Here is an 18,535-nt window from a genome sequence, read left to right on the forward strand (position 1 = left end):
ACTGCTGAGTCAGAGAATATTCTCTCCTAAAGACACAAGGTAAATCCTTGCTATTCGCTGCAAGAGAGGTTCGGCCTCAGTGCAGCGCAGCCTTGATGCTCATAGAGAAGAGAAGGACGGGATTGTTCAGGTTTTGAGCTATACTAGGATAAGAAGACTCCCTTTTGTTGGAATTTGTCCAGAGCTGAAACAAAAAATTTGGAAGAGGCAAACAGGAAGGAAGTGCTGAAGAGCCTCATATCATCCAAATAGAGCACGCCGAAATGCGGTAACATCGTCGTACCGATCTTCGGGAGAGAGCGATGCAGCCTTCTCCAGCACACGTGCAACTCGAGAAGAGATAGCAGAATTGTATGAGCGCACGTTTTTTAAGCCAAAACCATTTTCGGACAATGTGTTGGTCAACAGCATAAAGAGAGTGATAGCAAGCGAATAGATATCTGAGCGCTCATCAGTTTGTGCCGTACCATATTGTTCTGGTGGTGCGAAACCAGGAGTACCAAGCAACTGAGTATCCTGCGCGTGTTTCGGATGGAAAAAGCGTGAAATACTGAAGTCGATCAACTTGATATGCTCGTTCCGTGTTAGTATAATATTTCCTGGCTTCATATCACGATAAATAACGGGGGGATTTTGCGAGTGCAAATGTTCCAGAATATCACAGAGATGGCGCGTCCAATCTAATACCTGTTCTTCAGGAAAAAGGGGCATCATTACGTTCTAACACATCTTCAAGCGGCGAACCATCTATATACTCCATTGCTATAAAATAGCGCTGGTTTTCAAAGAAAAAACCATGAAATGCGGGTAGGTTAGGATGACTCAATCTCGACAGTATTTTTGCTTCTCTCTGGAAAATTTGGATAGCTTGCGGACGTTCATCTACGGATACCCACGCAAGATTCATCTCCTTGATAGCACAAATTGTATGACGCTGCATATCGCGTGCTCGGTAGACAACCGCCATGCCTCCTCTCCCAACAGTGCGCAGAATCATATAGCGATTATGGAGTACAGTGCGACGGGCGAGATTTCCTTGCTCAGTATTGTACATGCCTTTGGTAGGCTGCTTAGGGATACCTGTTTCTATAGGAACGGATAAGCGAGAAGGATCTTTTACTCTTTTGGCGCCTTGTGAAATATAATTAGACAATCCTGGGAAGTCTCCCGTACTTTGTCGAGGCTGTCCCCGATTGTTGTTTATAGGGTGTTGTCCTCCAATATACCCAAAGAGGAGGACTTCTACCACCTGATCGATCCCCTGTGCGATATTCTCAAATGCTTCATCATGATTGGTCCATGTCGTGACAGGTTTTCCTTCTGTTGGTAAGAGTTGAAACTTACTCACGGTAGTCCCTTTCCAAAGGACTGGACGTAAAAGAATAGAGATAACATATGCCTCTCCTGCAAGGTGTCTTTCATAAGCTCGTTTCATTTCTTTCCCGTAGCAATAGTCAGATGCCATAAAATCAGGGCTAATAAGTAAGATGATAATATCAGCAGTATCGATTTCTTCACTAATCTTCCGTTCCCACTCAGTTCCAGGCAAAATTGCGCGATCGCACCAAGTTACAATTTTGCCAATACGTTTCAATGGAGTAAGGTGAGCTTCTCAGAGTTTTTCGGAGGCAGAAAAGTTGAGAATTAGCACATCAAATCTTCATAAGCGGTCGGACTCACCTAATTGAGCGTGGAATGACGACGCTCCCGATTATAAAAACATTCGATGTATTCAAAGATGTCTTGTCTGGCCTGGGATCGGCTTTCGAAGGAAGAACGCTCAATGCATTCGCCCTTGAGAGTCGAAAAAAAGCTCTCCATGACGGCATTATCATAACAGTCGCCCGCAGCTGACATACTGACCACAATGCCTAAGGAGGCGAGCCTGGTGAGATACCCAGTAGCTGTGTAGGTGCTGCCCTGATCGGAGTGGACAAGCAGTTCTCTGGGAGGAGAGCGGCGCAGCAGGGCCATCTCGAAGGCGTTGCGAACCAGTTCCTCATCATTGTGTGGTCCCATCGCCCATCCAACAACGAGGCGCGAAAAGAGATCCAAGACAACGGCGACATACAACCAGCCTTCTCCTGTCCAGACGTAGGTGGTGTCGCTCACCCATTTGCTATTGGGGCGCTCAGCCTGGAAATTCCGATTGAGGAGGTTGGGAGCGGCAGTGACTCCCTTGCGCCGCTTGGTCCCCACAGGGGAACGTCGTTTGGGTTTGGCTACCAGATCCATCTCACGCATCAGGCGAGCCGTCCGTTCACGCGAACAGCGCAAGCCGAGATCGTGCAGCTCCATCTGAATGCGAGGGCTTCCATACACTCCTCGCTTCGCATGAAAAATGCGCAGGATGTGGGTGGAGAGAATGCCATCTTCTCGCTCGTGTGCGCTTGGCTCTCGCCCCAGCCAGGCATAATAGCCACTGACACTCACCCCAAGCACTCGGCACATGATACTCACCGGATAGAGCTGAGCATGGTCCTTAATGAAGGGATAACTTAACTCTGGTTGCGCGAAAAGATGGCTACTGCTTTTTTTAATATATCACGCTCCTGTCGGGTGACTTCCAACTCTCGCTTGAGACGACGCAGTTCTTCCTCATGCGCTGGAGGATTTCCGCTGCCTGGAAAGGCTTTTTCCCCAGCCTGGGCAAATTCCTTGCACCAATGATGCAAGGTGCTGTCGGCAATCCCAAGATCACGGGCAATGTGGAGCATGGGTTTTCCACTCGTCCTCGCTAAGCGAACCGCTTCCAGCTTGAATTCCTTCGTGAACGTTCTTTGCTCTTTTGGCATGATACTCTCCTGGCGGATGCTCTCTCAAGTTTACATCCTCCAAGAAAGTCCGTCAAGCCCAAGGTGTTTCTCAAGCTCATCTCGTAAGGATTTATCTTCATGAGCATAACAATAGAAAACTCTGATGTACTTTGCTGATTGTATTCCCATGCTTTGTATCTCTCATTTATGATGATCTGAGCAATAGAGAAAGGAATGACGCAGTTATACCTACGCAATTTTCTCCACATCCTGTTGGAGATCTTACTTGATCCAGTGAATATAGAGCATGGTGGTATCGAGCGAGCATGCCTCATAATTCGGGTGAGCCAGTGCAGAGAAACCACCTCTGCCATGCGATGGCGTAGGCCATGAGGAACGGAGATCAGCGAACAGTGCCTGTCTCGCATATTTCATTCCCAGATGCCATAGCGCCCATACAGTGTACCCACAGCGCATTTTTCCCGAAGGAAAGAGGTACTGACTCTTTGGTGGAAGCACCTCCAGATACACGTTCAAAGCAGATCGATTGGTGGTATTGAGCAGAGCCTCACGCACATTCTTGCAGTTCCAAGTAAGCCGTAACATCCCAGTTCGTTTGTCCAAGTGAATTTGCTGACGTATCAAGGCATACAATTTTTGTGCATGTATGCCTGTATGGAGCAGGAGTGTGATCACGGGTTTGATCTCGTAGCGTTCCAATCGCGTTGACAGCACCCACCAGTGCATCTTCTTCCTCATCGTCCAAATGTCGGAGGGAAGATGTCTCTTTGGGAAGAAATAGAATGGAACTTGCTGGATTGAACTGAATGAGGTGCATTTTTTCCCCAGACAAAATAGCATTTCAGGCTCAGTAGGGTTCGCTTCACAGTGGATGGTTTCAAACTGAGAGTCATCTGGAGGTAGTTCCGATAGCGCATTAACAACTCCGGAACAACTGCTCGTGAAGTAAAGACATGATCTCTTTTGTCTCATACTTGATGTGAAGACTCTTGGCATAAGACAAAAGAGATCACTCAGATAGTTGCGAATGGCGAGAGGGGAGAGATATTCAAGGCGTTGGAGTACCTGCCTATATTGGTATCGAGCGAGCATGCCGTCTTCTGAGATCTCCTGTTGTGTATTCCAATTCATGGTTCCTGCTCCCTGCCAGTATGAACAGAAGGGCTTTTTGCTTGATCTTGTCAAGTATGGGTAGACATGAGACCTATATTTCATGATTAGGTTTGCGTTGTTGATGTCTGCTCAACTATTTTAGCAGAAGGGCATGCAAATGTATAGTGTATTTGTGGGAAGCGTGGAAAGAGGATCTTGTGTACGCCAGTTGATTTTTTGACTGATGAACAACGTCAGCGTTATGGATGTTCTATTGGAGGGCCATCCCCTGCATGGTTTGCTTTGTACTTTCACATCGATGATTGCGACTGTGATTTATTGGAGTCTCGGCGTTATGCCTATATTCTGACACGAGGCATTTGCGTGGAAGAGGAGAGATGAGCGTGTTGGCTTTTAAACCCCTGCATCAGCAATGCACACTCAGCACACATTGCTGCATCGCCCATTGCTTTGACGACGTTGGATCTAGGGTGTACATCCCAGCCCTGAAAGTGAACGCGATACCCTGCTTGCTCTAGCTCCCAGGCGATCCACTCCGCCCACGCCTGATCCTTGCCAGTGCTGCGAGAGCTGATGAAGAAATCGATCCCCTGCTCGCCCTGTTGCTGCTCGTCCATGCTGATGCTGCTCCTCACGTCACGCGATGCTTGATACCGCCTAGTATACTCCATCAAGAGAGGATTTGCATCGACTCGCGCCCTCATAGTCAGAGACGAAGGAGGTTCATGCCTCCCAAAATGGAGCGAGCAAGGAGAGAGAATGTGGGTGAGCTGAGAGCATGGAGCAGCTTTCAAGTGAGGCGCGTGGCCCTCTTCTTCGTCCTGGTTACAACCTCAGCATCTCATCTCTGGTGCCTGGTCCTTAGATCCTTGGACACCTGTGCCGTTTACGTTTTCTTTGAAGGAGCCAGAAGGGGACGGTGAGGAACAAGAAGAGCTTCTCGTCCGCTCGTTCTTCCTCTTTTGAGCGAGTGGAGAAAGCAGTGTGCAGTGCCTCCAGGAGGAGATCTCTTGGCACCATACCGAGAATTGTGTATGAAGAGCCTTTCTCTTCAAAGAGGCTGGAAAAAGTAGAGAAGATAGGCAGAGGCTCTGCGTGGAGGTAAGTTGTCTGGTCACTGCACAGGGAGCCGTGCTGCTGTTCACCAGACTCGGCAGCTCAACGAGCGCTCAGGGGCAGAGCGACCTGCTCCTGGACCCACATGACTGCTGTTTGCACAAACAACCTGGCTGCCGGAGATGCCGAAGCAATCGACCTGACCGCAAGCCCGATCTGCAACGTTTGTGGAGGATCAAGTGGAATGCTCGTGATTCCTTCTAGCTTGTCAGGAAGCATCTTGCGCGGCATAATGGTGATGCCGAGTCCTTCACGGACCATAGCGAGAATGGTAGTACCTTCGCTGACTCGATAGCGAATGGATGGATTATGCTTCCCGTGTTTCTGATCAAAGATCTCTGGCAAGTCGCATCCTGTCCTCGGCATAATCAGGCTTTCTTCGCGCAGGTCGTCTGCCATGACGGATGCATACGTATGCAGGCGGTGTTCGTTCGCCACGAAGACGTGCAGTGTATCGTTCGCCAAGTAGATACTCTCCATTCCTTTGGTCGGATGATGCAAGAAGCCGATATCAATCACATTGGAGTCAAGCCACTCCTCGACTTCATGAAAGGAGCCTTCAAAGAGCACCACGTCGATGTCGGGATACTGCTGGTGAAAATGAGCGAGCACCCCGGCGAGCAAAGGCGAAGAGACGAGAGGAATGCTTCCCAGTCGCAGATTGCCCTTAACCAGCCCGCGTGCCGCCCGTGCTCCCTGCTCAATGGCTTCGGCGTGGACCAACAAGGCCCGCGCGTGAGGAAGGAGTGAACGTCCAATTTCAGTCAGTGCAACCACGCCCCGGTTGTTGCGTTCAAGCAGGGTGACCCCTAATTCGCGTTCAAGTGCTGCGAGGGCATGACTCACTGCCGATTGCGTCAGGTGGGTCGTGTAGGCCGTCTCCGTGAAACTGCCGGTGTCGGCAAGCGCTACAAAACAGTGCAGTTGAGAAAAGTTCATGATGTCTTTCCTTCATAGTGCTATGACGAATATGATTTGTGTTCATCATCCTCTTTCCAGTATACTTCTGATAAACGGGAGAGACAAGTGCTCTCGTGCACTGTATTCATAGCGTCGGTTCCGCTCCTATGGCGGGCCGGAAAGTGAGGATATCTTAATGACGACACTGGTTCCTAATACGGAGTTTGCTCGCCTGGCCAGCGATGAAGATATCACAACGGTTGTTGCCGCTCTGACGGCGAAAGGGATAGCTGCCGAAGTTTTCGAGAATCGCGCCGAAGTCCGCATCCGCATGCTTGACTTGTTGCCCGAAGGAGCAGAAGTCTATACGGCATTATCCCAGACGCTTGAGGTTCTCGGTTTGCACGAGGAGATCAATACCTCTTCTCGCTACATCTCGCTGCGCTCCCAGGTAGAGAAGCTCGGTCGCGAAGGGCGCATGTCACGTACCGGGCGCAAGCTCATGGCAAGCCCCGAGTATGTGATTGGTAGCGTCCATGCTATCACGCACCAAGGGCAGGTCCTGATTGCTTCAGGGAGCGGCAGCCAGCTTGCGGGCTATACCTTTGGGGCGAGTCATGTGATCTGGGTGGTAGGAGCACAAAAAATCGTGCGCGACCTGGACGAAGGACTGCGCCGTATCTGGGAATATAGTTATCCCCTGGAGAACGAGCGCATGCAGACCCGCTATGGGATGGACAGCTTCCCAGCGAAGATTCTCCTCGTCGAGGGGGAAATGCCAGGCCGCATCTCAGTTTTGCTGGTGAAAGAAGCATTGGGGTTCTAGGAAGTCGCCTCCTGTGCAGCTATCTTAGGGTTCGACGGTTCGGGCGGAAGAACCAGGAAGCGCTCAATGCCCTCTGTAGAGGCATCATCTGTTTGCAACCTGTCACCGCATTGTTCTTCTTTGCGGTGACGGAGCATCCTTCTTGTGTCGTCGTCCTCCTGACAAAAGGATTGGAGAGAACACAAATGCCCCTTTTTTTTGCTCACGCACGTCACCCCGGAAATTGTGTAAATGAGGAGGCGTTTGTTCCTTGCCAAACAAAGGGGCTACTTTGCTTCAAAAAGAGATAAGCGGCCATGCCCCTCAGGCAGCATGAAGAGGAAGCAACCTCCTCTTGACTGCGTGCCATCTCCTCGCACGCAAGGAAGATGCATCAGATGGTCAAGGGAAGGTGAGCGCGCATCCTGCCTGCATACGCAACCCCATTTCCCTGATGCCAATTCTCACCAGGTCATGGCATACTCACGCAGCGTTTTGCCATGAGTGCGCAGCCAAGCTTCTCTCCAGAGTGCCTGTTCCACCTGTGCCTTGATCCTGGCATCCGTCTCCATCCCAGCAAAGTAGCGTTGCATGTGATGGATGAGTCCACCCGCTTCTCGCAATCGCAGCACATCTGGAATAGCACGTCTTTCTTCTTCGCTCAAATGGAGGCCGGTTGCATAGGCCACCGGCAAATGCGTCGATCACTGCCCACTCTTTCCCTGTTCCCATCAAGTTAAAGGGCCACGCACACATCCATGATCCGCAGGTCGATGCCAGCAAATTCAAAATCCAAGACCGCCGTGACTCGTTGATCTTTCATTAAGAGATTTGACGGGTCATAATCCCGATGCACCAGTTGTTGCGGCAGATGTCCATACAACTCCTCGCTCTTCTCTGCTACCCCAGCGAACAGGCTTTGGAGTGGCTTTGAGTTGGTGCGCGAGATCGGCAACGCAAAACCCGTTTCCTCTCATAACGCCCACATCTGCCCGATCTCTTTCTGTGGAGATGGTATCAGAGTAGGATGTGCTTGCAGCAGCAGACATATATCCAATGCTGAGTATCCATCACCTCGTCCAAAGCGTCATGGCGAAGGTTCATCCTTCTGGTTGTCAACGGTGATAGCAGGCTGACTTTCGTGAGTGATAATTAAATTCACCTGTACTGTTCCCCCGGTTGGAGATCCCAAGCAGATATTCCATAGATCTGGCATCCTGTAAGGTCGGCTTGAGTTAAATTCGCTTTCTTCAGCGTCACTTCGCCAAGATTGACCCCACAAAGGAGAGATTTGCTCAGATTAGCTTGTCTCAAGCTGGCGTAATAGAGACGTGTACTGCTCCAGTTAGCAACTTCAAAATTAACTGGCTAAGTTCAGCAGCCTCGCAGTTGGCGTACTCAAATCCACCTCGCTGAGATTGGTTTCAAAGAGATTGGCATTACAGAGGTCAGCGCTACTCAGGTTGATTTTCCTGAAATTGCATCGGCTCACATCAGTTCTACTTTGGTCGGGGACAATTTCAGGACGTTTCTCTCTCCACTTGTTCCACATTTCATCTTCTTGTTTTGAGGATGTCAAAGTATCTTGATTTGCCATATGGAGTCCTCTCCTATCACGTTCTTTTATGGAACTATGTCCTCGCTATGTGCGATAAAATGAGGTGGAGATAAACTGCTTCTGCCTTCTCTGCCTATGATGGTAAGCTCTATTCACCCGTTCTAGATGATCGTGACCCGATTTGGTGGAGGCTGTGAAGAGAAGCCAGATGTCACCCAAACGCGTGAAGTTCAACAATACTCTTGCCTCTCCTGGCCTTCACCCGAGCAGGCTCAAAGTTGCCCACAAACTAGCTCTTGCTGTGCTCACTCTCTTCATTCTCCGACTTCACAAAAACGGGTGAATTCCACAGGCCGTTCCTGCTTGATGCCGTTCTAGTGCTTTTGTCATCTCAATGCAATAGCAGTAGTCAGAGGCTAAAAAAGAGGCACTCACCAGTAACAGGATGATATGTGCTGTATTGAGTTGCGTATCGATCTCTTTTTCCCACTTGGCGCCGGGGAGAATGTCACGGTCGTACCAACTGGTGATCTGGGATTGACGCTTGAGGAGGCTAAGGTGATTGTCTAACTCATCTCGTAAGGTTTTATCTTCATGTGCATAGCAGTAGAAGAGTTTTAATGGTGTTGTTGATACTGTCATCTATCAATACCTCTATCTACACTTTATCACTGCAATCTCATCTTACCATATAAATACTTCTATCGCTAGTTTTCGATCAAGCTAGTAGAGCATATACTAGCGGCAGGACTGTTTCAGCACGAACAAGAGGTTCGTTCAGCTATTTCTTGCAGATTTTGACAGCACTGCAAAAACGGCAAAAACTGGGGGACAATGGGGAAGGCAAAAGGTAGTAAAAAAGACAACTCGGAACTATACTAGAGGTGAGTGTATCGGGCGTCACAACGAAGTTGGTTTCGGCTGACTAAGTGACCGGGTTCTGGTTCATCCCGTACGTTCTTGCGTGGGTCTTGCTCGCTGAGCATGCTCGCGGAGAGATTGCCGGAAGAATGAGAGCACGACTGGCCCTCGTCTCGCTATGAACCACTTCCGCCGAATGTAAGGAGATGTAGATCCAATTGCATGACGAGGAAGACAGAGGCCATAACCTGATGACTCAGTGCAAGATCTCATTTCGCGAGGATGGTTCGTAGGAACATTCTCGCCTGACCGAAAGTGAGACCGTCATGATGGAAACGCCGGACGAGCAGCCAGAGTTCTCCAACTTCGAGCTGGAAGCTGCCTTGTTGATGGCCAAGCACGGCAATTCCATGCAGCTTCGAGGACTCATCGAGAAGAGGACCGAGGCGGAGTATGCGAGGTTGCTGCGCGAGTGTGGGATCTCCGACTTCGAGTGGAGAGTCGCCTTGTCTGTGTGTATGGCTGGCGATACCACGCCGCTGAAAGCCCTCCTCAAGAAGTGTCAAAGACCTGCTGCCTGAGTGAAGGTTCTTTTCCCTCCAAAAGGTCGTGACGATGTACTGAGCATATCGGATCTGGGAGGCTGCGCTTGCGCGGCCCCCGACCCTTTTTTCATGTAGATTCTCCCCTGTAGTTGATATACATTACGTTCTAGAGATGGACTAAATGGCTTGGATGCTCGCTGGAATTTGAAAATGAAACGGGTGTAAAGAGATGAACTCTATATATCTGTTTTTTCATGTCGTCTGGGGTTGCAGAAAGATCGAAGTATGCTAGGTAGCTAGCTAGTAGAGCATATACTAGGATGTTTGACTTGGGGGTGATTTGCTGATCTTTGAAGAAGAGAACGAATATAGTCATAATAGAGAATGGCTTCTCAAGTCGGTTTATGTGTGTCTAAAAGAGGTTCTTACAAACTACTGTGATTGTTGCCTTATGAGATGTGGAAAAGTATATAGGATGATGTTATGGCTTCTTCATTGCTGTAAGCTCAGAGGCGATTGCCGTGTGGAAAAACCTCTTGTTTGGGTGGCATGCTTCCCCATGAGGAGAAGCATGCTGCTCACGATGTGGGGGAAGAAGATTATCCCCAGGAAGAGAAGAGGGTGCTTGCTGATCCCTGGACCCAAGAGACCGCACCGCTTTCCATTGAAGCGTTCTCTGCTCACGACTCGCCTTCCCTCTCCGCGATGATGCCTCGCAATGCCTCGATCCGTTCTCTCATGCTCGACGCTTCTGGCTTTCTCTCCACAAGCGGCTGTGCTGGGCAGGGCAAAACCCGTTTCCTCAAATAGCACCCGTGTCTGCTCGATCTCTCTGCCTCTGTTGATGGCATCATGGGGGGTACAGCAGATACCACGCCAATGCTGAGTATCCATCACCTCGTCCAAAGCGTCATGGCGAAGGTTCATCCTCCTGGGGGTTATCCTGCTCGTGTTGGGCCAGGAGTTGAAGCAGCGCTTCGACATCTCCGTTGGTATGCAGGTCGGCCAGCAGGAGGATGGAATTCTTCAAGAGCAGTTGAGTCTGAGGATGCTCTGAGCCTAAAGACGCTAGGGAAATCGCTACTGCACGCTGGTAAAGCGGTTCGGCTTCAGCGTAGCGGCCCTGTTCCCAATACAGTTCTGCCAGATTATTCAGACCGCCTATCGTGTTGGGATGATCGGCTCCCAACTGTGCTTCTATGATGGTAAGCGCTCGCTGCAAAAGCGGTTTCGTCTCCTCGTAGCGCTTCTGTATATGATAAAGTTCTGCTAGATTATTCAGGCTACCTGCCGTATTGGGATGAGTGGCTCCCAACTGCTCCTCACAGATGGCAGTAATAGCGTAAACATTCAGATCAGAAGAAATATTGCCCGTGAAGGGAGAAGAGTCGATCTATTGATGATCAACCCACAGGATCTTGTTGACTACTGGTCGAGCAATACGGTTATTCAACCAGCAGCAGCAAATGAGCCAATAAGTGGACTTGGCAAGGCCTTAGAAATTGCTAGACACAAAGAAAAGTTTTTAGATCCTACAATATTACCAGAAGAATTTGATGGTGTTATTCGACTTGTCAGAAATAATTTGGTCCATTTGTCTGGTGAGGCCCTCAATACACATTTACGAATGTTTGATTATAGAAGCGCCGAAAAGCATTACACGTTACAGAATTTCCTCAGCGATCAAGAACTGGTGTTTGATTTTATTAGAAATGTACCTCGGTTCATTACAGATCCATATAACAAACTATGCAGAAATAATATCTAGTATTAACATAGACGAATATAACAGCATTTATGTGCACTGATAGCTTCTGAATTGGAAAGCGATAGATTAACTTAGCTATTTCTTCCCAGTCATATCACACTAATACCACATCATCTGCAAGCTGGTTCCAAAGTGCTCCACTATCTCCTCACGGGTCATGCCACGCTAAATAAACCGACGAAATAATTACGGGAAACGTGAGAGACGGGAGCTAAATATTTCCTTTCTTTCTCTCCCAATAGTTCTTAAGTTCTATCTCCAGATTCTTTGCCCAAAGCAACCTAACGAAACGCTGGATATAGCTCCATTTCCTCGGTCTCAGGCCAGAGAGAACGGAGTTGGGTTGCAAGTGCTCTCATCGTGGCGCCAATGGCTTCCAGATATCCAAATTGCTCGCTTGTTTGAGCAAGCATTTCCAGACGTGTCAAGAGACGTTGGCGATCAGAAGCAGCGATAATCATCCGATCACTTTCAAGGAGCCTGCCCAGTGGCATCCAGCGAAGCCAGTCAAGGACCCAGAACGAGCAAGCTTCGACAAGCGCACGATAAAACAGGGCATCATTCGTTGCAGCAGGGCATCCTTTAACCAGTTCGGCACGATACACCGTCTCCATACGCACTAGAATGTGCTCTGGCAGCCGGTAGACACACCAGCAGGTGGGAAAATGCATGCGCCCATAGCATCCTTCTAAAAGAGCATGTGCAAATCTGCCTCCCTCAAAGTCCACGAGATAGAGCGCAGAACCGACGTAGAGACAATTGTCGGGACAACTATCTCCTTGAATAAAGGCAAGGAATGGTCCAGGATTTCTCATAGAAGTCGCCAGTGCAAATAACTCACGGTCTACACCGGGTGCAGGTGGAATACCAACCATCTCAATGGAACGATGAAAGGTAGATGTCAACCATCCAAGTGTTACATCCTCATCCTCATCTACCAACGAGCCAAGCGGCCCACGAATAGCGTCATAGCTTGTTTGCCTCCCAATGGTCAGGGCGTGGAGGCGACCATGGGCGATTGCGTATTCAATGAGAGCAGCTTCGGTGGCAACCGGATCATTACCCAGCAACAACTGATCCAGGCGTTGACCACTTCCTAAGTCCTCGATGATACATATTCCTTCGACCGGATTACCAGCATAGAAACGAGGTGCAAAGAACAGATCAGCAGAGATTACCTGATTCAGGAACTGGAGACTAGCCCAATCGTTGAAAAACGTCCACGGTGGAAATTTGCGCACCTGTTTGACGATCACGCTGGCTGGTGCATGAGCCGGGCCAGCAAGAACATGAAAACGATAGATTCCTGTCCGTCCGCTAGCAGTTAGATCGTCTCCCTCCCCAAGACGAACAGCCCCTTCAAACCTCTCCGTGAGCAGTTGCTCAGCTATCGCTATCATTTCTGGTGAGGGAGGAATTTTTGATGGTTGCATATTGATATGTGGCTTCCTTGCTAAATGAACTGACGAAATTTACGCGGCTAACCCAGCGACACTGCTAACGAGATCAGGAGCAGCCGCCATATCCTGAAAAAAGGAGGTCACAGCATCCATGAGTTGCTCCATGCTCTGGAAGAAGTGGTTATGAGTGACTTGGCGACGCAGGTGTTTCCAAAAGCATTCAACAGGGTTCAACTTGGGCGAATAGGTTGGCAGGCAAACCAGTTCGATCTCGTCCTGATGCTCCGCTAAAAAGGCCTGGACGGGTTTGGCAAAGTGGATGCGATAAGTATCCACCACGACATACTTTTTGCGAACCGACTGCCGGATATCTGGCTCGATGACCTGTGAGAGCACCGAGCGAAACAATGCATTATTCTTGTGGTCGCTTGTTGCCCAGTACAACCTGCCGCTGACCCAATGGATGAGTCCAGCCCCATACTGCTTTTTGTTCTGACGAGGCGTCTCGATTTTGCGTTGATATCCCTGCTTGCTCCAACAGCGCATGACACCTGGCAAGAGGGCAAGATCGACCTCATCTTCATAGTATAGGTCAATTTCACCTGCCAGGGCCCGTTGTTGCAACTGTTGCAAGCGAGTGTACTTCTGCTCATAGTCTGGGTCGGGACTACTCACCGAGAGCACTGGACGCTGCACACTGTAGCCATGCCGATGCAAGCTACGACGAACACTCCTTTCGCTGACCTCCAGATCCATCTGTTCCTTCAATGCCAACGCCAGCAACTCTGCTGTCCAGGTGGAAAACGGATAGTGCAAGTCTCGGGGATCACATTCGACCAGTTCCAGCAATTTTTTGAGGAATTCCTCCGTGATTTTGGGTGGGCGTCCCACGCGTTCCTGAGGCAAGATTCCTTGCAGACCAGATCGATGAAAGTCGTGAATACAGCGGGCGACGGTGTCTTCACTGGTGAAGAGCAATGTTGCAATCTGGGGTACACTGTAATGCTGAGTCGAGAGCAATATGATATGACATCGGCTTTTCAAGCCGGCATGGCTGGTCTGTTGATAGAGGCGATGGACCCATTGCTTTTCTTCAGTCGACAATAGGCGCACGTACACCTCGCTTGGTCTACTCATCCTGGATTCCTCGTTTGGCTTGGCTATTTTGTCCTTCTATTGTACCAGATTTCCCGTAGTTGTTTTGCCGGTTTATTTAGAACACCAAATCGAGACTTCTGGCCGGTATTTGCAGATAACGGACCAGGCACTTGGCTTCCTTCTCATCTGCGACACGATGTTCGCTCCACTGAGATCAGTTCCACTCAGGTCAGTGTACACAGGCTTGTGCCATCCCTGTTCGTCCCGCGCCGCTGTCATCTGTATCAGTCGCCATTGGTTCCACGACTCTACCCCTCTCTGAGTTGAGAAAGGTAGGTGGATCGGATTCGCCATCTGATCCCTCCTTGTCGTCTTCTCTGTCCGTAGTATACTGAAGCGCGACGGCAGCAATGTCGCTTCCGCAAGAACCCTCTCGCTTACCTGGCTCGTATCGAAGCTCGCTTGCTCCAGACATGATTGCCGTTCATGGGGAAAAACCAGGGCCGCATTTTTCTATGGGATGACTACTCAACAGGGATGATGAGAAGCTTACAAGCACATCCTTGTTAAAGTTCTGGAAAAGAACATTGCACATTAGAGTGAAAGCGTCAGAAGAAGTGGCATGTGGTCACTCGTATGGAGCCATTTGTCTGGTTCTCCAATGTGTAACCCACATGACCGACTGAGCATATGTGAAATAAAAGCATAATCGAGGTGGTAGGGTTGGGCGAGATGACGGTACATGAACTGTGTTGGGGTGGCCTCTTGTCCTTGTTTTTCTCCGCGTAGAGTATGGTAGGCGCTCACCAGTCCTAAGTCTGCCAGCTTTGCGACAAGTGCACTATGAGAGTGTTCACGGTAGAGCCGATCCCAGATCGCGTTACTGTTAAAATCTCCTATGACGATCATGTGTGACACTGATAAAAACTGCGCATAATGCTCTATCGCTTGATGCGTGACACGAACATAGCGCAGGCGTTGATCTTTTACACAGGCCCATAGCCCCAGGATATGCAGTGGCACCTCCTCTACACGGACGGGAAGAAACCAGGGCCACTCCTCGGTATAGGAACGATCAAGGGCGTAGGTATAGTTGGCGAAACCAATCATGGCCATCCCTTTGTGAGGATTGGACCCTACCCAATATTTAAAAGGAGCATCTGTCCTGGCAATATCTTTTTCTGAACACTCTTGTAGCACAAGGATATCCGGATGGAGGCCCATCACTACATCGCGCTTTTTTTCAAATCCCATATTGCAGTTCCAGGAGATAATACGCATAGGTCCTCGACTCGCAAGCTCTCAAAATGAATAGGATAAAAATTCCCTCACGTAATGACCGTAATACCCAGGGGTTGCGCGTTTGACGCTTTATGGTTTCAACTCTCACCTAGAGGGGTGCAAGTAATTCATTTCTAGAAAAATCAGCTTCTTGGCGGCATCCTCACTGGAGTAGGTAGTTGATTGCTCAACCTCTTCCTCTATCTCCACAAGAGCAACTTATCCATTTCTCGATTGAGGCTTCCTTTCGCCAGCAACCCTTACCTCCTCCGACTTAGACCAGCGCATTCTGAAGACTATGCTTTGCCTGCTTCTCATTTTGAGAGCGCCTCTCCTCTTTTTTACCCGCATTCATTGAAAGCCAACAAGAAAATACTCTCTCTCAACTGCAAACGATCTCTGCTCAGCGCCAAATTCAGTTTTTATACACTTCGATAAATGAATTACTTGTACCCCTCTGATGGGCTTTTTCTTTGCACTGCTCTCACTGTAGCATGACACGCTATAAAAAAGCAATAATTCAGTATCCTTTGCCTATTTCGAGAAGCCAGATGTCGCAGAGAGAATTCCCGCTGCTATGCCTGCTCATACTATCAGGCCGCTATCGCAACGACCGCGAGTTGCCGCGAATCACCCGTGAGACTGTCTATGAATGCGGTAGCTGCCAGGATGCCTATTTCGCAACAGTAGAGCAGACGCTTCCCACACGATAACAGCCTTCTCGCTGATCGTATACTGTACCTAGAGGTTGTGCCTTACACCTTATCAAATTCCAACACGAACGCTCTCACTGCTCAGGGAGCGTTTTTAATTTGCTCAAGCTAGAGTGAGAACAACATCAAAGTATCTACTCGCAGTCACTCGTACCTGTGGAGGAAAGAAGAGCATGTCTGGCTTGCGGGACGACATCTGAAAGAGCTTAGTCCTCTCAGGCTCGTTCATCTCGAAACTCAGGATATGACGAGCATTTTTTTCATAGAGCTTTTCAGCTTCCTTTTCATGTTAAAGATGAATACGAGAAATACATTGACAAAAAATCTGCATCAGTGCGTTTATCTAAAGGCAAACGTAATCTGATAGCGCTGAGTGTTTATTTTAACATGCCCTTCAGGAGGCGCGCATATGGACTCTCTTGCACTTATTCTCGCTGCACTCGCAGCAGGGGCGGCAACTGGTGGACAGGCTATTGCTGGCGATGCTCTCAAAGATAGCTACGCAGGTCTCAAAGCGCTCATCAAGCGCAAATTTGCAGGTAAACCAAAGGCGGAAATGGTTCTGACAGAACACGAAAGCAACCCTAAAATCTGGGAAGCTCCTCTCAAAGAAGCGCTAGTACAGGAACATATTGATCAGGATCAGCAGATTATGGAAGCGGCACAAAGAGTCATGCAACTTGTACAGCCTCGACAGGCAGCAAAGGGCAGATATAACGTACAAATTACAGGCGATGTTCACGGCTTCGCTCAAGGTGATGGTCAGAACGTGACCATGCACTTTGGAGGAGAACCTAAAGAGAAAAAGTAAACACAGATGGGTATGAATGTTTCTTGAGGAAAGGCGTTAATCCAGTAGTCATTTACGTAGAAGAAAATGGAAGAGAGCCGCAGATATGGAGGCAAACAGGTGGGATATGAAACTGTAAGAAAGCCAAAAATAGAGATATCTGAAGCTTCTACAGATCAACAGCAGCTTGAAAGGTCTCATCAGAGGGATACCGCCAAGTCTCGTGAAACTGAAATAAGGCAAAGTCAGCTTGAAATGCCTTATAAGAGAAAGTCTGTTAATTCTGGTAAACCGGGAATAGAATTATTGAAGAGCATCATAGCCGATAGCAATCAAGGTCAACTTGAAATACCTTACGAGAGAAAATCTGATGATTCTGATAAATCGGGGATAAAGGGTGAAACTGAAAAAGAACTATTGCGGGAACTAGTAAATCAGAATAGGGAAACTCAACAGGAACAAGGAGCATCTGACGCTTTTTTTGAAGGATTTACAGCAACGGTTGATGCGGCAGTTAACCCTAAAAAGCTTGTCTCTGCTTTTGTGGATGGCTTGGCATCTTTCTTCTCTGGGGGGATGGCAGAGGGAGAGATGGCCCAATCAGAGGCAGACATGCATGCATTCACTCAAGAGAAGCAGAACCAACTTGGTCTTGACCTGCAAGATCGAACTAGAGATATGCTTGTCAAAGCATATGACAATCAACCACTTGACCGGGAAAAAAGACAAGAGGTGATAGAAGAGAAAGTTCTCTCTGATAGAGAGGCAAATAAAGATCTGGAAAAGGCCTTTGTTGTTCTGCAACCGATTATCCGCGAGAAAGCACCTGACAACATACATATTCAAGGAGATGTCTATGGCCTTGTTGTAGGCGACCATAACAAGGTTCATCTGACTTTTCAGGAATTTTTGAAGGATGGTGGCGGTTCCCCGAAGATGAAGCCAGGAGCAAGTTCAATGAAAAGAGTGAAGGATATTCGACGGAGAACAAGACAAGATATTCTCAAGAGGAAGTCGCATCAGTCGTTAAGTTGACTGGAAAGAAACAGAGAGCCTCTGGCCACAATGACCAGAGGTGTTTTGTTAGTGGGCATCTGTAATTTTTGATCCGCAGGAACCGCATATATAAATACGCTTGTGGATGAGGAGCATGCCAACAATACCGACGCCTAAAAAGAAAAAGGCGGCTATTTCCATATTTTTCATGTTGTCAGCTGTCGTTGGCGCCCACAGAAAGCATAGAAATATCATAAAGAATACAGCGAACCACACCCAACCTCCAGTTGAGATTCTGGACTTGATGCGTGCTGGTGTTCGTTGCTGGCAGTATGGGCAAAGCAGCGTTGGTCCGATTGGATCTGCTGTATATGCTCCTTGTATCTTTTGTTTGTGCAGCGTCTCCAGTTGTGCAAGTTGTGGATGATAGGGTTGCAAGTTCCTGATCATGTCAATCATCTCTCGTGCCTCAACGGGATTGGGCGTGGTAGTAGCGATGGCAAAGAGAATTTCAATATCTGAATTATGACTCCGTAATTCGCGAAACATCTGAAGTGCAAGGGACATCTGACCGCTGTTCGCAAGCGCCTGCGCGTGCCGATAGACATTAAGATCTACATCGTTCATCGTCGTTTCTCCAAATATCAATTCATAAAATAATATGCTATCTATCATACAAGCATTTCTATTTTCATTTAAATCTAAAGAAAGTAACACTATGAAGATTGATAAGTTCTTGATAAGTTCGTGCTAAGCATAAGTTTACCTTCTCATCCCGCTCTAGATGCGCTTTCGCTAGTTATATCTTTGCTTG

At 48.6% G+C, this 18,535-nt stretch carries 24 protein-coding genes; 7 read left to right on the top strand and 17 right to left on the bottom strand.

The genetic code is table 11. The annotated features are described in order from the left end of the window. Positions 1 to 240: 240 nt before the first annotated feature. The 6 genes from K3T83_RS43900 to K3T83_RS43930 all read right to left on the bottom strand — a co-directional run bounded on the left by K3T83_RS43900 (position 241) and on the right by K3T83_RS43930 (position 5,945). Positions 241 to 714 (bottom strand): serine/threonine protein kinase, encoded by a 474-nt coding sequence (locus K3T83_RS43900; RefSeq protein ID WP_220209471.1) that lies wholly within the window; start codon positions 712 to 714, stop codon positions 241 to 243. Then, a complete protein-coding gene (locus tag K3T83_RS43905) occupies positions 695 to 1,594 on the bottom strand; it encodes a protein kinase domain-containing protein (RefSeq protein WP_220209472.1) in 900 nt (299 codons plus the stop codon). The genes K3T83_RS43900 and K3T83_RS43905 overlap by 20 nt, the downstream gene beginning before the upstream one ends. 86 nt (positions 1,595 to 1,680) lie before the next feature. Next, positions 1,681 to 2,798, bottom strand: a protein-coding gene (locus tag K3T83_RS43910; RefSeq protein ID WP_373324744.1) for an IS3 family transposase whose coding sequence is annotated in 2 segments (ribosomal slippage) — positions 1,681 to 2,529 and positions 2,532 to 2,798 — 1,116 coding nt in all. Because the reading frame shifts where the segments join, the coding sequence is not laid out codon by codon here. Positions 2,799 to 3,038: 240 nt separating this feature from the next. Further along, on the bottom strand, positions 3,039 to 3,503 hold the full coding sequence (locus tag K3T83_RS43920) for a hypothetical protein (protein WP_220209474.1): 465 nt from the start codon (positions 3,501 to 3,503) through the stop codon (positions 3,039 to 3,041). Positions 3,504 to 4,228: 725 nt separating this feature from the next. Then, positions 4,229 to 4,507, bottom strand: a complete 279-nt coding sequence (locus K3T83_RS43925) for a toll/interleukin-1 receptor domain-containing protein (protein WP_220209475.1) — start codon at positions 4,505 to 4,507, stop codon at positions 4,229 to 4,231. 541 nt (positions 4,508 to 5,048) lie between these two features. Further along, positions 5,049 to 5,945, bottom strand: a complete 897-nt coding sequence (locus tag K3T83_RS43930; RefSeq protein WP_220209476.1) for a LysR family transcriptional regulator — start codon at positions 5,943 to 5,945, stop codon at positions 5,049 to 5,051. A 157-nt stretch (positions 5,946 to 6,102) separates the two neighbouring features. On the opposite strand from K3T83_RS43930, the gene K3T83_RS43935 reads away from it, so the two are divergent. Then, positions 6,103 to 6,732 (top strand): LUD domain-containing protein, encoded by a 630-nt coding sequence (locus K3T83_RS43935; protein WP_220209477.1) that lies wholly within the window; start codon positions 6,103 to 6,105, stop codon positions 6,730 to 6,732. A gap of 443 nt (positions 6,733 to 7,175) precedes the next feature. Here K3T83_RS43935 and K3T83_RS43940 read toward each other — a convergent pair whose 3' ends face one another. The 5 genes from K3T83_RS43940 to K3T83_RS43960 all read right to left on the bottom strand — a co-directional run bounded on the left by K3T83_RS43940 (position 7,176) and on the right by K3T83_RS43960 (position 8,911). Beyond that, complete coding sequence (locus K3T83_RS43940) at positions 7,176 to 7,406, bottom strand: hypothetical protein (protein WP_220209478.1); 231 nt, start codon at positions 7,404 to 7,406, stop codon at positions 7,176 to 7,178. 41 nt (positions 7,407 to 7,447) lie between these two features. Further along, the gene (locus tag K3T83_RS43945; RefSeq protein WP_220209479.1) at positions 7,448 to 7,666 is read right to left on the bottom strand and encodes a phosphotransferase; all 219 of its coding nucleotides are present in this window, start codon (positions 7,664 to 7,666) and stop codon (positions 7,448 to 7,450) included. Between the two features lie 203 nt (positions 7,667 to 7,869). After that, positions 7,870 to 8,025 (bottom strand): pentapeptide repeat-containing protein, encoded by a 156-nt coding sequence (locus K3T83_RS58255; protein ID WP_220209480.1) that lies wholly within the window; start codon positions 8,023 to 8,025, stop codon positions 7,870 to 7,872. A gap of 46 nt (positions 8,026 to 8,071) precedes the next feature. Further along, positions 8,072 to 8,308, bottom strand: coding sequence for a pentapeptide repeat-containing protein (locus K3T83_RS43955; RefSeq protein ID WP_220209481.1), 237 nt, complete (start codon positions 8,306 to 8,308; stop codon positions 8,072 to 8,074). Positions 8,309 to 8,596: 288 nt separating this feature from the next. Beyond that, positions 8,597 to 8,911 (bottom strand): toll/interleukin-1 receptor domain-containing protein, encoded by a 315-nt coding sequence (locus tag K3T83_RS43960; RefSeq protein WP_220209482.1) that lies wholly within the window; start codon positions 8,909 to 8,911, stop codon positions 8,597 to 8,599. A gap of 545 nt (positions 8,912 to 9,456) precedes the next feature. Between K3T83_RS43960 and K3T83_RS43965 the strand changes: the two genes are divergently transcribed. After that, on the top strand, positions 9,457 to 9,711 hold the full coding sequence (locus K3T83_RS43965; RefSeq protein ID WP_220209483.1) for a hypothetical protein: 255 nt from the start codon (positions 9,457 to 9,459) through the stop codon (positions 9,709 to 9,711). A 504-nt stretch (positions 9,712 to 10,215) separates the two neighbouring features. Then, positions 10,216 to 10,485 (top strand): hypothetical protein, encoded by a 270-nt coding sequence (locus tag K3T83_RS43970; RefSeq protein ID WP_220209484.1) that lies wholly within the window; start codon positions 10,216 to 10,218, stop codon positions 10,483 to 10,485. A 100-nt stretch (positions 10,486 to 10,585) separates the two neighbouring features. Here K3T83_RS43970 and K3T83_RS43975 read toward each other — a convergent pair whose 3' ends face one another. Further along, a complete protein-coding gene (locus tag K3T83_RS43975) occupies positions 10,586 to 10,990 on the bottom strand; it encodes a tetratricopeptide repeat protein (protein ID WP_220209485.1) in 405 nt (134 codons plus the stop codon). A gap of 84 nt (positions 10,991 to 11,074) precedes the next feature. Between K3T83_RS43975 and K3T83_RS43980 the strand changes: the two genes are divergently transcribed. Then, positions 11,075 to 11,443: a hypothetical protein gene (locus tag K3T83_RS43980; protein ID WP_220209486.1), complete on the top strand. Its 369-nt coding sequence runs from the start codon at positions 11,075 to 11,077 to the stop codon at positions 11,441 to 11,443. Positions 11,444 to 11,724: 281 nt separating this feature from the next. On the opposite strand, the gene K3T83_RS43985 is transcribed toward K3T83_RS43980, so the two are convergent. The 4 genes from K3T83_RS43985 to K3T83_RS44000 form a co-directional block, all read right to left on the bottom strand. Further along, a complete protein-coding gene (locus tag K3T83_RS43985) occupies positions 11,725 to 12,876 on the bottom strand; it encodes a hypothetical protein (protein ID WP_220209487.1) in 1,152 nt (383 codons plus the stop codon). Between the two features lie 39 nt (positions 12,877 to 12,915). Next, positions 12,916 to 13,980: an IS630 family transposase gene (locus K3T83_RS43990; RefSeq protein ID WP_220209488.1), complete on the bottom strand. Its 1,065-nt coding sequence runs from the start codon at positions 13,978 to 13,980 to the stop codon at positions 12,916 to 12,918. Between the two features lie 72 nt (positions 13,981 to 14,052). After that, entirely contained in the window at positions 14,053 to 14,295 is a 243-nt protein-coding gene (locus K3T83_RS43995; protein ID WP_220209489.1) for a hypothetical protein, read from the bottom strand. Between the two features lie 240 nt (positions 14,296 to 14,535). Continuing rightward, positions 14,536 to 15,222, bottom strand: coding sequence for an endonuclease/exonuclease/phosphatase family protein (locus tag K3T83_RS44000; protein WP_373324683.1), 687 nt, complete (start codon positions 15,220 to 15,222; stop codon positions 14,536 to 14,538). Between the two features lie 551 nt (positions 15,223 to 15,773). Here K3T83_RS44000 and K3T83_RS44005 point away from each other — a divergent pair. The 3 genes from K3T83_RS44005 to K3T83_RS44015 all read left to right on the top strand — a co-directional run bounded on the left by K3T83_RS44005 (position 15,774) and on the right by K3T83_RS44015 (position 17,760). Next, positions 15,774 to 15,935, top strand: coding sequence for a hypothetical protein (locus K3T83_RS44005; protein ID WP_220209491.1), 162 nt, complete (start codon positions 15,774 to 15,776; stop codon positions 15,933 to 15,935). A 409-nt stretch (positions 15,936 to 16,344) separates the two neighbouring features. Next, a complete protein-coding gene (locus K3T83_RS44010) occupies positions 16,345 to 16,746 on the top strand; it encodes a Het-E N-terminal domain-containing protein (protein WP_220209492.1) in 402 nt (133 codons plus the stop codon). 99 nt (positions 16,747 to 16,845) lie between these two features. Continuing rightward, a complete protein-coding gene (locus K3T83_RS44015; protein WP_220209493.1) occupies positions 16,846 to 17,760 on the top strand; it encodes a hypothetical protein in 915 nt (304 codons plus the stop codon). Positions 17,761 to 17,808: 48 nt separating this feature from the next. Here K3T83_RS44015 and K3T83_RS44020 read toward each other — a convergent pair whose 3' ends face one another. Beyond that, on the bottom strand, positions 17,809 to 18,348 hold the full coding sequence (locus tag K3T83_RS44020) for an LITAF-like zinc ribbon domain-containing protein (RefSeq protein ID WP_220209494.1): 540 nt from the start codon (positions 18,346 to 18,348) through the stop codon (positions 17,809 to 17,811). Positions 18,349 to 18,535 lie beyond the last annotated feature (187 nt).

This window comes from Reticulibacter mediterranei (genome assembly GCF_016587455.1).

Excerpts from the sequence above, each read along its gene's own strand:
- K3T83_RS43990 (WP_220209488.1), bottom strand. The coding sequence starts at position 13,980 with ATGAGTAGACCAAGCGAGGTGTACGTGCGCCTATTGTCGACTGAAGAA.
- K3T83_RS43925 (WP_220209475.1), bottom strand. The coding sequence starts at position 4,507 with ATGGACGAGCAGCAACAGGGCGAGCAGGGGATCGATTTCTTCATCAGC.
- K3T83_RS44020 (WP_220209494.1), bottom strand. The coding sequence starts at position 18,348 with ATGAACGATGTAGATCTTAATGTCTATCGGCACGCGCAGGCGCTTGCG.
- K3T83_RS44005 (WP_220209491.1), top strand. The coding sequence starts at position 15,774 with ATGTCGCAGAGAGAATTCCCGCTGCTATGCCTGCTCATACTATCAGGC.
- K3T83_RS43960 (WP_220209482.1), bottom strand. The coding sequence starts at position 8,911 with ATGACAGTATCAACAACACCATTAAAACTCTTCTACTGCTATGCACAT.
- K3T83_RS43965 (WP_220209483.1), top strand. The coding sequence starts at position 9,457 with ATGATGGAAACGCCGGACGAGCAGCCAGAGTTCTCCAACTTCGAGCTG.
- K3T83_RS43930 (WP_220209476.1), bottom strand. The coding sequence starts at position 5,945 with ATGAACTTTTCTCAACTGCACTGTTTTGTAGCGCTTGCCGACACCGGC.
- K3T83_RS44000 (WP_373324683.1), bottom strand. The coding sequence starts at position 15,222 with ATGCGTATTATCTCCTGGAACTGCAATATGGGATTTGAAAAAAAGCGC.
- K3T83_RS43935 (WP_220209477.1), top strand. The coding sequence starts at position 6,103 with ATGACGACACTGGTTCCTAATACGGAGTTTGCTCGCCTGGCCAGCGAT.
- K3T83_RS43955 (WP_220209481.1), bottom strand. The coding sequence starts at position 8,308 with ATGGCAAATCAAGATACTTTGACATCCTCAAAACAAGAAGATGAAATG.
- K3T83_RS44010 (WP_220209492.1), top strand. The coding sequence starts at position 16,345 with ATGGACTCTCTTGCACTTATTCTCGCTGCACTCGCAGCAGGGGCGGCA.
- K3T83_RS43980 (WP_220209486.1), top strand. The coding sequence starts at position 11,075 with ATGATCAACCCACAGGATCTTGTTGACTACTGGTCGAGCAATACGGTT.
- K3T83_RS43985 (WP_220209487.1), bottom strand. The coding sequence starts at position 12,876 with ATGCAACCATCAAAAATTCCTCCCTCACCAGAAATGATAGCGATAGCT.
- K3T83_RS43920 (WP_220209474.1), bottom strand. The coding sequence starts at position 3,503 with ATGCACTGGTGGGTGCTGTCAACGCGATTGGAACGCTACGAGATCAAA.
- K3T83_RS43995 (WP_220209489.1), bottom strand. The coding sequence starts at position 14,295 with ATGGCGAATCCGATCCACCTACCTTTCTCAACTCAGAGAGGGGTAGAG.
- K3T83_RS43900 (WP_220209471.1), bottom strand. The coding sequence starts at position 714 with ATGATGCCCCTTTTTCCTGAAGAACAGGTATTAGATTGGACGCGCCAT.